The sequence below is a fragment of the Arthrobacter sp. H35-D1 genome, assembly GCF_030063185.1.
Taxonomy (GTDB): domain Bacteria; phylum Actinomycetota; class Actinomycetes; order Actinomycetales; family Micrococcaceae; genus Specibacter.
Genome location: NZ_JASISP010000024.1, coordinates 11,575 through 24,122 on the forward strand (window position 1 = coordinate 11,575; position 12,548 = coordinate 24,122).

Sequence of the window (12,548 nt, forward strand, 5' to 3'; positions counted from 1 at the left end):
TTTCCATTGTGCGGAGGTGTTAATGAGTCAGCACGTTGAACCCGGGAAGCTTCCCGCGCTCGAGCCGGATGAACGGACCCGAGACCGCGTCTTAACAGCTGTGCTTGAACAAGGACCTGTCAGCGCGGCACAACTGGGCACCTTTTTGAAGTTGACCCCGGCAGCCGTGCGCCGCCACTTGGACACGCTCACGCGTGAAGGGTTGATCGAGGTCAAGCTCATCAGCAACGCCAAATCAGGTGCCGGACGGCCCGCGCGACGCTATGTTGTTTCGCGCCGCGGGCAAACGGAAATTGGCGACGACTACCTGGAGATCGCACGGCTAGCACTGGAAGAAATTTCCGGTCTTCGCGGCGAGGCAGGCGTCATCGAATTTGCCCGGCGCCGCTTTGCGAAGATGGAGGCGAAATACCAGCCTCTCGTTGACGCCGCCGGCAGCGACGTTGCGGCACGGTCCAAGGCCTTGGCTGCAGCATTGAACACCGACCAGTTTGTGGCCAGCTCCAATTCCCTCAACGCGGGAACGGCCATGGCAGCGGAGCAATTGTGCCAGGGGCACTGCCCCATCCAGGAACTGGCCAGTACCTTTCCCCAATTTTGCGACGCGGAGACCGAAGTGTTTGCCCGGCTCGTAGGCGTCGACGTTCGCAGGCTCTCCACGATGGCGAGTGGCGGACATGTCTGTACCACGCACGTGCCCACCGGCCGTGCCGTGGTCCGAAAACTTGCCGGAACACCGGCACAGAATGTTCCGACGGGTGCTCAGAGCCCGTCGAAGCGAATTTCCACCCATCAGCAAGAAAGGCCGTGATGACGGATCAACTAGCGCAGGATGTAGGCGCCGAGGCTGCTGTCGAAGACACCACACTCCACCACATCCTCGATGCAAACCCCGAACTGGAAGGCTTGGGAAACTATGCCTTCGGCTGGTCGGACAAGAACGAGGCCAGTGACAACGCACGCCGAGGCATCAATGAAGAGGTAGTCCGCGACATCTCAGCCAAGAAGGACGAGCCGGCATGGATGCTGGACATGCGCCTGAAGGGCTTGAAGTACTTCGACCGCAAGCCCATGCCCACATGGGGTGCGGACCTGTCGGGCATTGACTTCGACAACATCAAGTACTTTGTGCGCTCCACGGAGAAGCAGGCCACCACGTGGGAAGAACTGCCGGAGGATATCCGCAACACCTACGAAAAGCTGGGCATCCCGGAAGCTGAGCGCAACCGCCTTGTCGGTGGTGTGACGGCACAGTACGAATCCGAGGTTGTCTACCACCAGATCCGCGAGGATTTGGAGGAGCAGGGCGTCATCTTCACCGACACCGACACCGGCCTGCGTGAATACCCGGAACTGTTCCAGGAATACTTCGGCACCATGATTCCGGTGGGCGACAACAAGTTCGCCTCGTTGAACACCGCTGTTTGGTCCGGCGGTTCCTTCGTGTACGTCCCCCCGGGCGTCCATGTGGAAATCCCGCTGCAGGCCTACTTCCGCATCAATACCGAAAACATGGGCCAGTTTGAGCGCACCCTCATCATCGCCGATGAAGGCAGCTACGTGCACTATATTGAAGGCTGCACGGCACCGATCTACACCTCGGACTCGTTGCACTCCGCCGTCGTCGAGATCGTGGTGAAGAAGAACGCCCGCGTTCGCTACACCACCATCCAGAACTGGTCCAACAACGTGTACAACCTGGTGACGAAGCGCGCCATTGCCCACGAAGGCGCCACCATGGAATGGGTCGATGGCAACATCGGTTCCAAGGTCACCATGAAGTACCCGGCCGTCTACCTTGTGGGCGAGCACGCCAAGGGCGAGACCTTGTCGGTGGCTTTTGCCGGCGAGGGACAGCACCAGGACACCGGTTCAAAGATGGTCCACATTGCGCCGAACACGCAGTCGTCGATCATTTCCAAGTCGGTGGCACGTGGCGGCGGGCGCTCTGCGTACCGCGGCTTGGTTCAGATCCGCGAGGGTGCCAACCACTCGGCCAACACTGTTCGCTGTGATGCGTTGCTGGTGGACACCATTTCACGCTCCGACACCTACCCCTACGTTGACGTTCGCGAAGACGACGTCTCCATGGGCCACGAGGCAACCGTCTCGAAGGTCAGCGAAGAGCAGCTGTTCTACCTGCAGTCCCGCGGCATGCCCGAGGACGAGGCCATGGCCATGATTGTGCGTGGCTTTATTGAGCCCATCGCCAAGGAACTGCCCATGGAATATGCGCTTGAACTGAACCGCCTGATTGAACTGCAGATGGAAGGGGCCGTCGGCTAAATGACCGAGCTCACGCAAGAACACGCAACAGATTCAAAAGCCTGGTCACAGGACTTCATCAAGGGAATGACGGAGGAAGGCGAAAGCCTGTCCGAAATCAACCCCGAATCCGGTCCCCTGGGCGGCAGTGCCGCAAAGGCCCACAGCCACGGCGGCGACAGCCACGGCGGCGGCGTCGGGGTTCCCGACAGCTCAAGGGCAGGTCGGCTGACCTCCTACAAGCTCGCCGACTTCCCGGCCATCACCGGACGCGAGGAGGACTGGCGCTTCACCCCGCTCAAGCGCCTGCGGGGCCTTGACCGGGTTGGCATCAAGGGCCAGGAAATCAATGGCCCGGCACCCCTGGTCGAGTTTTCCTCGCCCGACGCCGTGAGCGTTGAGACGGTGGGCCGCGACGACGTGCGCATCGGCTCGGCCGGCATCCCGGAGGACCGTGTGGCAGCAGCCGCATGGGAGCACTTCAGTGAAGCCACCATTGTCACCTTGCCGGCCAACTACGAAGGCACCATCGATGACATCACCACGCTAACGCTGACAGGCCAGGGCGACGCCCCTGCCGCAGCGCACGTTGTGATCGAAGCCAAGCAGTTCGCCACCGGCGTTGTGGTCCTCGACCACCGCGGTACGGCCGTGTTGAGCGAGAACGTGGAAGTCCTCGTTGGGGACGGCGCCAACCTGACAGTTGTCAGCATCCAGGACTGGAACGACGACGCCGTGCACGCAAGTGCCCAGCACATCAAGGTGGGCCGCGACGCCAAGGTCAAGCACGTTGTGATCAACCTTGGAGGCAACCTGCTGCGCACCACGCCTTCGGCCCGCTACACCAGCACCGGCGGCGACGTGGAAATGTTGGGCCTGTACTTTGCCGATGCCGGCCAGCACCTCGAGCAGCGCTTGTTTGTGGACCACTCCACCAAGCACTGCAAGTCGCGCGTCACCTACAAGGGTGCACTGCAGGGCGATTCCGCCCACGCAGTGTGGATCGGCGATGTGCTGATCCGTGCCGAGGCAGAGGGCACCGACACCTACGAGCTGAACCGCAACCTGATCCTGACCCGTGGAGCCCGCGCCGACTCGGTGCCCAACCTGGAGATTGAGACGGGCCTGATCGAGGGCGCCGGGCACGCAAGTGCCACGGGACGTTTTGACGACGAGCAGCTGTTCTACCTGCAGACCCGCGGCATTGAGGAAAGCGTTGCCCGCCGCCTTGTGGTGCGCGGCTTCCTCAACGAGGTCATCCAGCAGATTCGGGTTCCCGCCCTTGAAGAGCGTTTGCGCGAATCGGTGGAACGCGAATTGGCGGCGACCCCCGTATGAGCGATTCCTCCACGCCCGCCGGCGTCGTGGTCTGTCAGGACGGCGACGTGTCGGTGAAGTCCGCCATGCTGGTCGAGATTGACGACTACCCCGTCGCCATCGTCAGGGACTCCCATGGAGAACTTCACGCGATCGGGGATACCTGCTCGCATGCGGAAATCTCGCTCAGCGAAGGCGACGTGGAGGACTGCACCATTGAATGCTGGGCCCATGGCAGCTCTTTCGACCTGAAAACAGGTCAACCGCTGACCTTGCCCGCGTTCGAGCCCGTGCCCGTCTTCGCCCTGGCGATCCAGGGCAGCGACGTCTATGTCGACGTCACCAACATTCTTAACGGCGTCAGCACGCAGTAGCGTTTGCGACCCGCACAACAAATTTTTAGGAGAAAATAGAGTATGTCTACTCTGGAAATCAAGGACCTGCACGTCAGCATTACCACTGAGCAGGGCACCAAAGCCATCCTCAAGGGTGTCAGCCTGACCATCAAGACCGGCGAAACCCACGCCATCATGGGCCCCAACGGTTCAGGCAAGTCAACCCTCGCCTCCACCATTGCCGGGCACCCCCGCTACAATGTGGACAGTGGCACGATCACCCTCGACGGCGAAGACGTCCTGGCGATGACCGTCGACCAGCGTGCCCGCGCCGGCCTGTTCCTGGCCATGCAGTACCCGGTGGAAATCCCCGGCGTCACCATGACCAACTTCCTGCGCACCGCCAAGACGGCCATCGAAGGCGAAGCCCCCAAGCTGCGCACCTGGACCAAGGACGTCAAGGCGGCCATGGCGCAGCTGCGCATTGAGCCGGAGTTCGCGGAGCGCAATGTCAACGAAGGCTTCTCCGGTGGTGAGAAGAAGCGTCACGAGATCCTCCAGCTGGAGCTTCTCCACCCGAAGTTCGCAGTCCTGGACGAGACCGACTCCGGACTGGACGTGGACGCGTTGAAGGTTGTCTCCGAAGGCGTGAACCGTGCCATCGACGCCGGCGGCCTGGGCACCATCCTCATCACCCACTACACGCGCATCCTGCGCTACATCAAGCCCGACTTTGTGCACGTTTTTGTTGACGGCAGCATTGCCGAGCAGGGTGGCCCCGAGCTTGCCGACCGTCTGGAAGCAGAAGGTTACGACCGCTACCAGGTGGCCGAGACCGCATCCGCCTAATCGACGCGCAACCCAACCACCGCGAAGAAGGAACCATGACTGACATCAGCGAATCAAGCCAGGCCGTTGCGCCGGGTCAGACTGATCTCGAAGACGTTGAAGAAGCACTCAAGGACGTCATTGACCCGGAACTCGGCGTCAACATCGTTGACCTGGGTCTGCTGTACGGCCTGCGGTACGGCGACGATGGAGCCTTGCTGTTGGACATGACGCTCACCACGGCGGCCTGCCCCCTGCAGGACGTCATCGAGGAGCAAGTGGAAAACTCACTGAATCCCATCGTTGACGAATGGCGCATCAACTGGGTGTGGATGCCGCCGTGGGGTCCGGAACGGATCACCGACGACGGTCGCGACCAGATGCGGGCCCTCGGCTTCAACATCTAGCATTGGTGCTGCGGCGCCAACCTTCTGAACCGCCGTCGTGCGTGGCATTTGCCAGGCACGACGGCGGTTCTCTGTTTTGGACGGCGGCACACAGTGTCGTTGATGTGATCTACCATGAAAACCATGCCCTTCATTGACAAGCTCAGGTACTGGGCCAAGAACGACGGCGGCCGGGCGGCGCTGTCGGTGGGCGGTCCCCTGCTGACGTACGCCGAGCTTCTGCAGGCAGCCGAAGCCGGGGCGACAGGTTCCGCGGCTGCCGAGGGTCCCGCTCGCAGCGTAGCCGCCATCGACAGGCCCACGAGCGTTGAGCTGGTGATTGATTTCTGTGCAGCGCTGCTCCGGGGCCGAACCGCCATGGTCATGGACACCGGCTGGCCCGCAACCCTGCGTCGGCAGTTGACGGAGTCGGCAGAAATGTGGGCCGGCTCCCACGACTTCATTGCGCGGCCCTTCCTGCTGGGACTTTCCTCGGGGACCAGCGGGCTGCCCAAGGCCTTTGTTCGCAGTGCAGTCTCCTGGAGTGAATCCTTTGTGCGCAGCACCGAGTACTTCAATCTGGGGGCCACCAGTGTCACGCTTGCGCCGGGGCCGCTGGCGGCCAGCATGAACCTCTATGCGCTGGGGGAGTCGATCCACGCCGGTTCCACTTTTGTGGCGCTGCCGCGTTTCAGCCCGGATGCCGCCTTGGACGCCATGGCAGAGCACCCGGTGAACCGGCTCGTGCTGGTGCCGACCCTCTTGGAGATGATGGCAGCCCGCGGCATGGAGACGGGACGGGACGGTGGGCAACTGGAGTCGATCGTATGCGCCGGCTCTGCGTTGCCCGAGAGGACCTTGGCCCTGACACGACAATGGGCGCCCAATGCACTCGTCCAGCACTACTACGGGGCGGCGGAGCTCGGTTTCGTGGCAGCCTCGACAGTGCAGCCCGCAACGATTGAACCCTCCACCGGAGCAGGTGTGGGCACGGCAGCTGTGGGCACAGCTTTCCCCGGAGTTGAAATCAGCATCCGCGACGACCACGGCCACGAGGCGGCAAGGGGACAGCAAGGCAACATCTGCGTCCGCAGCCCCTACGTTTGCAGCGGTTATGCCTGGGGCGACGACGGCCTCGCCTTCAGCCCCCTGTCCCCGAGCCCCCTGTCCTCGAGCCTCCTGTCCCCAGGCTCTCTTTCTCCGGGCCTGCGTGCCTCCGAACCCCAAACCACACAGTGGCACACGGTCCACGACCAGGGACACGTCGACGGAAACGGGGTCCTGCACGTGGCCGGCCGTGCCAGCGAGATGATCATCAGGTCCGGGGCCAATGTCTATCCGCACGCTGTGGAGGAGGGGCTCGCCGCGGGCTGCGACGAAGCTGCCACCGTGGTGGTGACAGGGGTTGCCGACCCGCTGCGCGGCCAACGCATCGCCGCTGGAATATTTGTCCCGGAGGGCGGCGGACACCTCGACGTGGCGGCACTGCGCAGGGCCGCGGCCCTGCTGCCCGCCCACCATCGGCCGGGCTTGTACTTTTCCCTGGGCGCCATGCCGCTGACCGGAAGTGGCAAACCGAGCCGTGCACTCCTTGGCCAATGGATCACCGAGGGGGACGCCCGTGCGCAACGTATCCGCTAGCCCTACCAACTCTCACACTGCCACCGGCTTTCACGCCGCCACTGAGACTCACACGGACGCCGCCGGCACCACAGCCGTCATCCTTGCCGCGAAGCGGCTGCCCACGGCCAAGGCCGGCGGGCCCTACAAGGAATACCGGGCCCACGAGCTGGCCGCTGCCGTCATCGAAAGTCTCGTGGCCGCCAACCACTTTCCGCCCGAGGAGATCAAGGACGTCATTTTGGGCAATGCCACCGGCGGCGGCGGGAATGTTGCAAGGCTCGCCGCTCTGACGGCAGGCCTGCCCCAGGAGGTGCCCGGCCTCACGGTCGACAGGCAGTGCGGCTCCGGGCTGGAAGCCATTGTGCTGGCCTGCCGGCTTGTTCAGGCTGGCGCGGGGGACCTTTATTTGGCCGGGGGAGTGGAGAGCATCAGCACAGCTCCGGCACGGGCTCATCGCGCCGCGGACGGCACTCTCGAGTTCTTCCAGCGCGCCCAATTCGCCCCGCGGGAAACCGGAGACCCCGATGCCGGGCAAGCTGCGGAAAACGTCGCCGCCCACTACGGGATCACCCGAAAACGCCAGGACGCCTACGCACTTGCCAGTCATGTCAAGGCAGTCTCCGCAGCCCAGCGCGGACACTTCAGCGCCGAGCTCATTCCCTTTGCCGGGCTCAACGCCGACCAAGGCCCCCGCAGGCACCTCACCCCGGAGCTCATGGCCCGTTTCCCGGCCGCGTTTGTCCCCGGCGGAACGGTCACGGCAGGCAATTCATGCCCGTACAGCGACGGTGCCGCAGTGGTGGTCGTCACGTCGCTGGCGCGGGCACGTGCCATCGCGGCGAGCGACAACACAATCGTCATGGGCCTGGTTTTCCGCGACAGTGCCACGGCAGGCAACGATCCCACGTTGCTCGGGGCTGGTGCCGCCCATTCAACGCGGCAGCTGATGGCCCGCACTGGTTGGGGCGCAAAAGAGCTGGGCGGCGCCTTGGTGGAGTTCAATGAGGCGTTTGCCGCCCAAGTCCTTGCCGTTGCCGACCTCCTTGACGTTGATCCCGGCCTGTTCAACCACGACGGCGGCGCGCTGGCCTTGGGGCATCCCTACGGTGCCTCCGGCGCTGTCCTGGTGACGCGGCTGTTGGCGCGGGCGCGTCGCGGGGCCGCAACCGGCACGGACGCACTCGCGATGATCAGCATGGCAGGCGGCATGGGCATTTCCGCCCGGTTCCAATGGCAGTCGCTTTAGCAGACGCTGCAGCAGACGGAAAGGATCATGCACCAAGTTCGGGCGCCCACGCCTGGAGGCCCGGTTTCTACGATTCGTGGGCGAAGACGCGCTTCCAGTCGTTCGCCACGCTGATCGTCGTCCAGCCTTGGTCCTGCGCTTTCTCGAGTGCCGCCTCTGCACCGGCGGCTGTAGGATCCCAAGTTGTCTGTCACCGTCGGATCGCTCTGACCTGCGTCGATGCTCAACGCTGGATCTGCGGAATTCTCAAATTCATGTCACTTTCCTACGGGGCGCATCATCGTTGGTGGAGACGCGCCATCCAGTTCCACGTGCCATGACCAAATCAACTGGGGTCAGGCGGTATTGGCGAGCATCGGGCCAGCGCCTGTCGGAGTCAGAAGAATGGACTCGTGGCGGGCGGAAATTCTGCCCCGGATAAGGTCCGGGCATTATTGCGGGCGGGTCTTACGGGAATCGGAGGTCAGTGGATTATCGTGGATTTCTGTTTGGGAAAATTTTGGTTGCACTTGCGCCTCCGATGGACCGGCTTGCGGGACGCATCTCGCTATCTATATGGGACACCCATTGCGGAACGGTATGGCTCTTGGTGGGATCAAGGTTTGGCGGAATTGGATTCGCTGTTCGCGCTGGCAGCGACTCACCGTCTCTGTTGGCGAATGGGCACTTCGGCTACGCTAATTGCCATGCAACCCTTACCACCGCACGAGGCCATTGCTGATATGGACTTGAGTCTTCGAGCCACGTGGCGGGGCCAGTCTTGCTTGGGAATTTTTGGGCTCACGGCACTGCTGATCGTACTGACAGGGTGCGCCAGCCCTCAACCCGCCCCAACCACATCCCAACCTGTCAGCTCGGCCTCACCTTCACCCATCCGAGTTGCCGCCTTACCAGAGGCCAAAACGACCGTTGACTGTGCCATGTCTCGGCCCCAAAAGGACTCTCTCCCAATCCAAGCGGACGACCTGGCGCTTGGCCCCTTGTTGTATCCAGGAATCCTCGATGGGTATAAATCACCGCGCCCGGATGCGGTGAACGGGATCATCTTTGCCAAGATAGGGCCCGAGCTCTCTCCGGATGCGACTGTTGCGGTGTCCATAGCCCCGGAAGCCAGTAGCTGGGCCAGTATCGTCACTGAAAAGGGTCCGCCAGCCGGCTACCTGTCCGTGACGTACAAAAGCTGCCCCTCCTCCCAGCATGCAGCGGGCTCCTGGTGGGTCGGCGGATTCGCACTCAGGAACCAAACTTCTGGATGCTTACTCCTCAACGTGCAGGTTGAAGGAGAAACTTCTATCCGCAGGGTCAGCATTTCCTTCTGGGATAAGACGTGCGGCTCATAGTTCCACCGACGGACTGTTCCGTCTTCGGTTCCCCAGCGGGCATCTGCTCACTGGGTCGCAACAGGGCTTTTGCGGGCTGCCTGAATCGCCGCCATCTGTTATCAAACGAAGGGCTGGGCGGCTCGTTTATCGAAGAGTTTTTCGTTGCCTCCAAGTGGTTTGGTGCTCTTGGTGATGATCCCGGCCGATATGGAACCTAGCACAATGACGATGCCAGCATCTGCATGGGTGTGAAGACTTCACCGGCGACCGCCCAGCCAAGGAGTATTGCCACAACCGGGCTTAGCAGCCCAAGGAAAGCTGTGGTGCTTGCCGGAAGTCGGGCGATGCCGGGGAACCACATGACGTAGGCGAATGCGGTGCCGACGATGGAAAGATATGCGTATCCGCCAAGATTTGACGGCGTTAGGGGCGTTGTGGGAGGCCCCTCGAAGGTGAGCATCACGATTAGGAGCGTAAGTCCGCCGGTGATGAGGTGCCAGGCTGTCATGGTCAGCGGGGCTGCGGGTTGCCCCCACTTCTTGGAAAGTACGATCCCGGTTGCCATGGAAAGGGTTCCGCCGACTGCGGCCAAGATACCGATGGCATCCAAGCGGGCTTGGGCTTGAAGCGCTATCAAGCCCACCCCGAGGACACCTGTCATCCCAGCCGCCACGATGCGGGTTGTCAGCCGTTCGTGGAGGAGCCGACTGGCCAACAAGGCGACAATGAGCGGCTGAACGCCGCCAACAATCGCTGCAACCCCGCCCGGAAGCCGGTACGCCGCAATGAAGAGCAATGCAAAGAAGGCCCCGATATTCAGCACTCCGAGGATCCAAGATTTCCACCACCATTCACCAAGGGGCAGCTGGCGGCAAACCACCAGGAGCAGGACTCCTGCGGGAAGCGCACGCAACGTCGCGGCCAACAACGGACGATCGTCCGGCAGGAACGTAGTAGTGGTGAGGTAGGTGGTGCCCCAAAGCGCGGGCGCCAGGGCAGTGGTGAGGATGAGGAACCAACGATTACTAAGTACTTAGCCATTATGGCTAAGTGCTTAGCAAAAGCATGGACTTGGTTCATGACCGACCAAGTAGATCGTATTCTTGAGCAGTGGCACGCGGAGAAACCAGGCCTTGATATCTCCTCCATGGCCGTTATAGGACGCTTGAGCCGCACAGCCCTAGCCGTCGAATCCCGCTTGGAGGCTACCTTCGCACGGCACGGCCTGGACGCATCGTCCTTCGATGTGCTCGCAACCCTGCTACGGAGCGGTGGCCCCTACCTAATGACCCCGGTGGAACTGTCACGTGAAGCAATGATCACCACAAGTGCCGTAGCGCAACGATTAAACAAGTTGGAAGGTCGTGGACTCGTTGCGCGCGAGGCCAACCCACACGACGGCCGCGGCACTCTCGTTTCGCTCACCAACGCTGGCAAAGAGCTCATCGACCGGGCATTGCCTGACCACCTCGAAACTGAACGAACCATCGTGACGGCGCTCAGCATCAAAGAGCAAAAGGTCCTCGCCCAACTACTTGCACGGATCAACGACGCGGCAGGTTCCTAAGAACACGGATGCTCCTCGCATGGCTGTTCCGCAGGAGGTTCCCCTTCGGACCTGCCGGAAGCAGGGGGAGACGGCATCGTCTTTGTACGAAAGAACCATCGTGGTAATTGTGTACACAAGTGCTACTGTGGTTACATGAACACGATTACTTCATCCGTCACAATTCGGGCACTTCGCGAGGGTCTCGCTGATGCTGTGGGCCGTGCCAGCTACGGGCATGAACGCGTGCAGATCACGAAGAACGGCAAGCCGGCGGCTGTGCTTATTGGCCCCGATGATTTTGAACTGCTGGAGCAACTGGAAATGCTCCGTGATGTCGCTGAATACCGGGCAGCTAAGTCGGCTGATGACGGCGGGCGCGTCAGCCTGAGTGAACTGCGTGCTGAGCTAGACGCGTGAGTTCTTACCGCATTGAATTTACCACTGCGGCCGCGAAAGAACTCAGAAAGCTTGGCCCTGGAATCCGGCGCCGCATCCTGTCCGGCATCGCCGAACTTGAGCAGGACCCCCGCCCTGCTGGTTGTAAAAAGCTGGCCGGCGAAAGTACCGCTTGGCGGATTCGTGTTGGTGACTACCGGATACTCTACGAAGTTGTCGACAACCCTCTCGTCGTTACCGTGATTCGAGTGGCCCACCGCCGCGAAGTCTACAAATAACCATCCGGTTGCGTGATAATTACTTTGATGTCCAAAACATCGTGCATTCTCAACGCGCATCATCGGATGGGATTGCCAGTAGCAGAACGTGCAGCACCTCTATTCCTGGGGGCCTCAGCCTCGATGAGCGCCAAATCGCAGTAAGCAGTCCCGCAGGGGTTCGGGATACGGGGCTGTGGAGACCGCAAATCGGACCTTCGGTGTAGTGGCCGAACGAAGTCACCGGCTACAGGACATGTCTCGCTATGGAGGGAGTACTCGCGCTCCGCGATTGAAGAAGAATTCCCGGTGTTGTAGTTGCCGGTTACGGACGTTGCCTAGCCCCGTTTTTCCTCCCGGGCGGGTTTGAGGCCTGCCGGCGTTGCATCGCCGACAGTGGCGGGGAATTGGCAGGTGAATTCGCCCTTGTACCCGAAGAGGAAACCAAAACACGGGCTCCGTACCTGCATCTGAATTGTGTACACACCGCGGGCCTCGTCGTAGCTTTCATAGAGGTCGGCGGTGCCGGTGCCGATGGCAGGAAAGTTGAATGCCACCGGTCCCTCGTAGAACCGCTGCCCGCTGGTTTGCAGATGCAGGGACCCATCGGGGAGAACTTCCAGAAGCAGGTCGGTGGCAAGGTGCTGATGAGTGCCGAGGTAATCCACAATTGCGCCGCGACTCTTGTTGTGCACCATGGTGGCGTCGAAACGGCGTTTCTTGGCCCCGGGCAGGTGCAGGGTCCGGACAAAGGTGACGGTATGGCGGCCGAATCCGTCGATGTAGGGATAATTCTCGATCGTGAACGGGATGTTGGTTCCATGATCCGGAAACAGGATGTTACGGAAGGCACCTAAACGCAGAAAGGGCACCGTCCACCAAGCACCACGGCGAACTTCAGAAAAGACGCCTGTCCCCACGCAGGCATAACCAGCCTCCACATCCACACCGAAGCGTTTCTGCATCATGGGATGCAGGCGATGGAAGTCTTCCCCCAGTCCAATTTCAAAGATTGAGGCCACAG

Annotated in this window: 13 protein-coding genes; 11 read left to right on the forward strand and 2 right to left on the reverse strand. The window is 61.7% G+C overall.

Features of this window, described 5'->3' with window-relative positions:
- The first annotated feature begins 22 nt into the window (after window positions 1-22).
- From QMG25_RS17355 to QMG25_RS17390, 8 genes are all read left to right on the forward strand, one after another.
- On the forward strand, window positions 23-811 hold the full coding sequence (locus tag QMG25_RS17355; protein ID WP_283462308.1) for a helix-turn-helix transcriptional regulator: 789 nt from the start codon (window positions 23-25) through the stop codon (window positions 809-811).
- Window positions 811-2,286 (forward strand): Fe-S cluster assembly protein SufB, encoded by a 1,476-nt coding sequence (gene sufB, locus QMG25_RS17360; RefSeq protein ID WP_283462309.1) that lies wholly within the window; start codon window positions 811-813, stop codon window positions 2,284-2,286. Before QMG25_RS17355 ends, sufB begins: the two co-directional genes overlap by 1 nt.
- Window positions 2,287-3,603 carry a Fe-S cluster assembly protein SufD gene (gene sufD / locus QMG25_RS17365; protein WP_283462310.1) on the forward strand — a complete coding sequence of 439 codons (1,317 nt, stop codon included), beginning with the start codon at window positions 2,287-2,289 and terminating at the stop codon, window positions 3,601-3,603. It abuts the gene before it with no gap.
- On the forward strand, window positions 3,600-3,956 hold the full coding sequence (locus tag QMG25_RS17370) for a non-heme iron oxygenase ferredoxin subunit (protein ID WP_283462311.1): 357 nt from the start codon (window positions 3,600-3,602) through the stop codon (window positions 3,954-3,956). Before sufD ends, QMG25_RS17370 begins: the two co-directional genes overlap by 4 nt.
- A gap of 42 nt (window positions 3,957-3,998) precedes the next feature.
- Window positions 3,999-4,766, forward strand: a complete 768-nt coding sequence (gene sufC / locus QMG25_RS17375) for a Fe-S cluster assembly ATPase SufC (RefSeq protein WP_283462312.1) — start codon at window positions 3,999-4,001, stop codon at window positions 4,764-4,766.
- 35 nt (window positions 4,767-4,801) lie between these two features.
- Window positions 4,802-5,152 (forward strand): metal-sulfur cluster assembly factor, encoded by a 351-nt coding sequence (locus QMG25_RS17380; RefSeq protein WP_283462313.1) that lies wholly within the window; start codon window positions 4,802-4,804, stop codon window positions 5,150-5,152.
- Window positions 5,153-5,275: 123 nt separating this feature from the next.
- Window positions 5,276-6,772, forward strand: coding sequence for a class I adenylate-forming enzyme family protein (locus QMG25_RS17385; RefSeq protein ID WP_283462315.1), 1,497 nt, complete (start codon window positions 5,276-5,278; stop codon window positions 6,770-6,772).
- A complete protein-coding gene (locus tag QMG25_RS17390) occupies window positions 6,753-8,000 on the forward strand; it encodes a thiolase family protein (RefSeq protein WP_283462316.1) in 1,248 nt (415 codons plus the stop codon). The genes QMG25_RS17385 and QMG25_RS17390 overlap by 20 nt, the downstream gene beginning before the upstream one ends.
- Window positions 8,001-9,536: 1,536 nt before the next feature.
- Here the strand turns inward: QMG25_RS17390 and QMG25_RS17395 are convergent.
- A complete protein-coding gene (locus tag QMG25_RS17395) occupies window positions 9,537-10,331 on the reverse strand; it encodes an EamA family transporter (protein ID WP_283462367.1) in 795 nt (264 codons plus the stop codon).
- A 69-nt stretch (window positions 10,332-10,400) separates the two neighbouring features.
- Between QMG25_RS17395 and QMG25_RS17400 the strand changes: the two genes are divergently transcribed.
- The 3 genes from QMG25_RS17400 (at window position 10,401) to QMG25_RS17410 (ending at window position 11,545) form a co-directional block, all read left to right on the forward strand.
- A complete protein-coding gene (locus QMG25_RS17400) occupies window positions 10,401-10,889 on the forward strand; it encodes a MarR family winged helix-turn-helix transcriptional regulator (protein ID WP_283462318.1) in 489 nt (162 codons plus the stop codon).
- Window positions 10,890-11,024: 135 nt separating this feature from the next.
- On the forward strand, window positions 11,025-11,288 hold the full coding sequence (locus QMG25_RS17405; RefSeq protein WP_283462320.1) for a type II toxin-antitoxin system Phd/YefM family antitoxin: 264 nt from the start codon (window positions 11,025-11,027) through the stop codon (window positions 11,286-11,288).
- Window positions 11,285-11,545 carry a type II toxin-antitoxin system RelE family toxin gene (locus tag QMG25_RS17410; protein WP_283462322.1) on the forward strand — a complete coding sequence of 87 codons (261 nt, stop codon included), beginning with the start codon at window positions 11,285-11,287 and terminating at the stop codon, window positions 11,543-11,545. Before QMG25_RS17405 ends, QMG25_RS17410 begins: the two co-directional genes overlap by 4 nt.
- Window positions 11,546-11,862: 317 nt before the next feature.
- On the opposite strand, the gene QMG25_RS17415 is transcribed toward QMG25_RS17410, so the two are convergent.
- Window positions 11,863-12,546, reverse strand: a complete 684-nt coding sequence (locus tag QMG25_RS17415) for a DUF4166 domain-containing protein (RefSeq protein WP_283462324.1) — start codon at window positions 12,544-12,546, stop codon at window positions 11,863-11,865.
- Window positions 12,547-12,548: the final 2 nt, after the last annotated feature.

What these genes read in the sequence shown, in the direction of transcription:
- QMG25_RS17355 (WP_283462308.1), top strand. Translation starts at nt 23, where the DNA reads ATGAGTCAGCACGTTGAACCCGGGAAGCTTCCCGCGCTCGAGCCGGAT.
- sufD (WP_283462310.1), top strand. Translation starts at nt 2,287, where the DNA reads ATGACCGAGCTCACGCAAGAACACGCAACAGATTCAAAAGCCTGGTCA.
- QMG25_RS17405 (WP_283462320.1), top strand. Translation starts at nt 11,025, where the DNA reads ATGAACACGATTACTTCATCCGTCACAATTCGGGCACTTCGCGAGGGT.
- QMG25_RS17370 (WP_283462311.1), top strand. Translation starts at nt 3,600, where the DNA reads ATGAGCGATTCCTCCACGCCCGCCGGCGTCGTGGTCTGTCAGGACGGC.
- sufB (WP_283462309.1), top strand. Translation starts at nt 811, where the DNA reads ATGACGGATCAACTAGCGCAGGATGTAGGCGCCGAGGCTGCTGTCGAA.
- QMG25_RS17385 (WP_283462315.1), top strand. Translation starts at nt 5,276, where the DNA reads ATGCCCTTCATTGACAAGCTCAGGTACTGGGCCAAGAACGACGGCGGC.
- QMG25_RS17380 (WP_283462313.1), top strand. Translation starts at nt 4,802, where the DNA reads ATGACTGACATCAGCGAATCAAGCCAGGCCGTTGCGCCGGGTCAGACT.
- sufC (WP_283462312.1), top strand. Translation starts at nt 3,999, where the DNA reads ATGTCTACTCTGGAAATCAAGGACCTGCACGTCAGCATTACCACTGAG.
- QMG25_RS17400 (WP_283462318.1), top strand. Translation starts at nt 10,401, where the DNA reads ATGACCGACCAAGTAGATCGTATTCTTGAGCAGTGGCACGCGGAGAAA.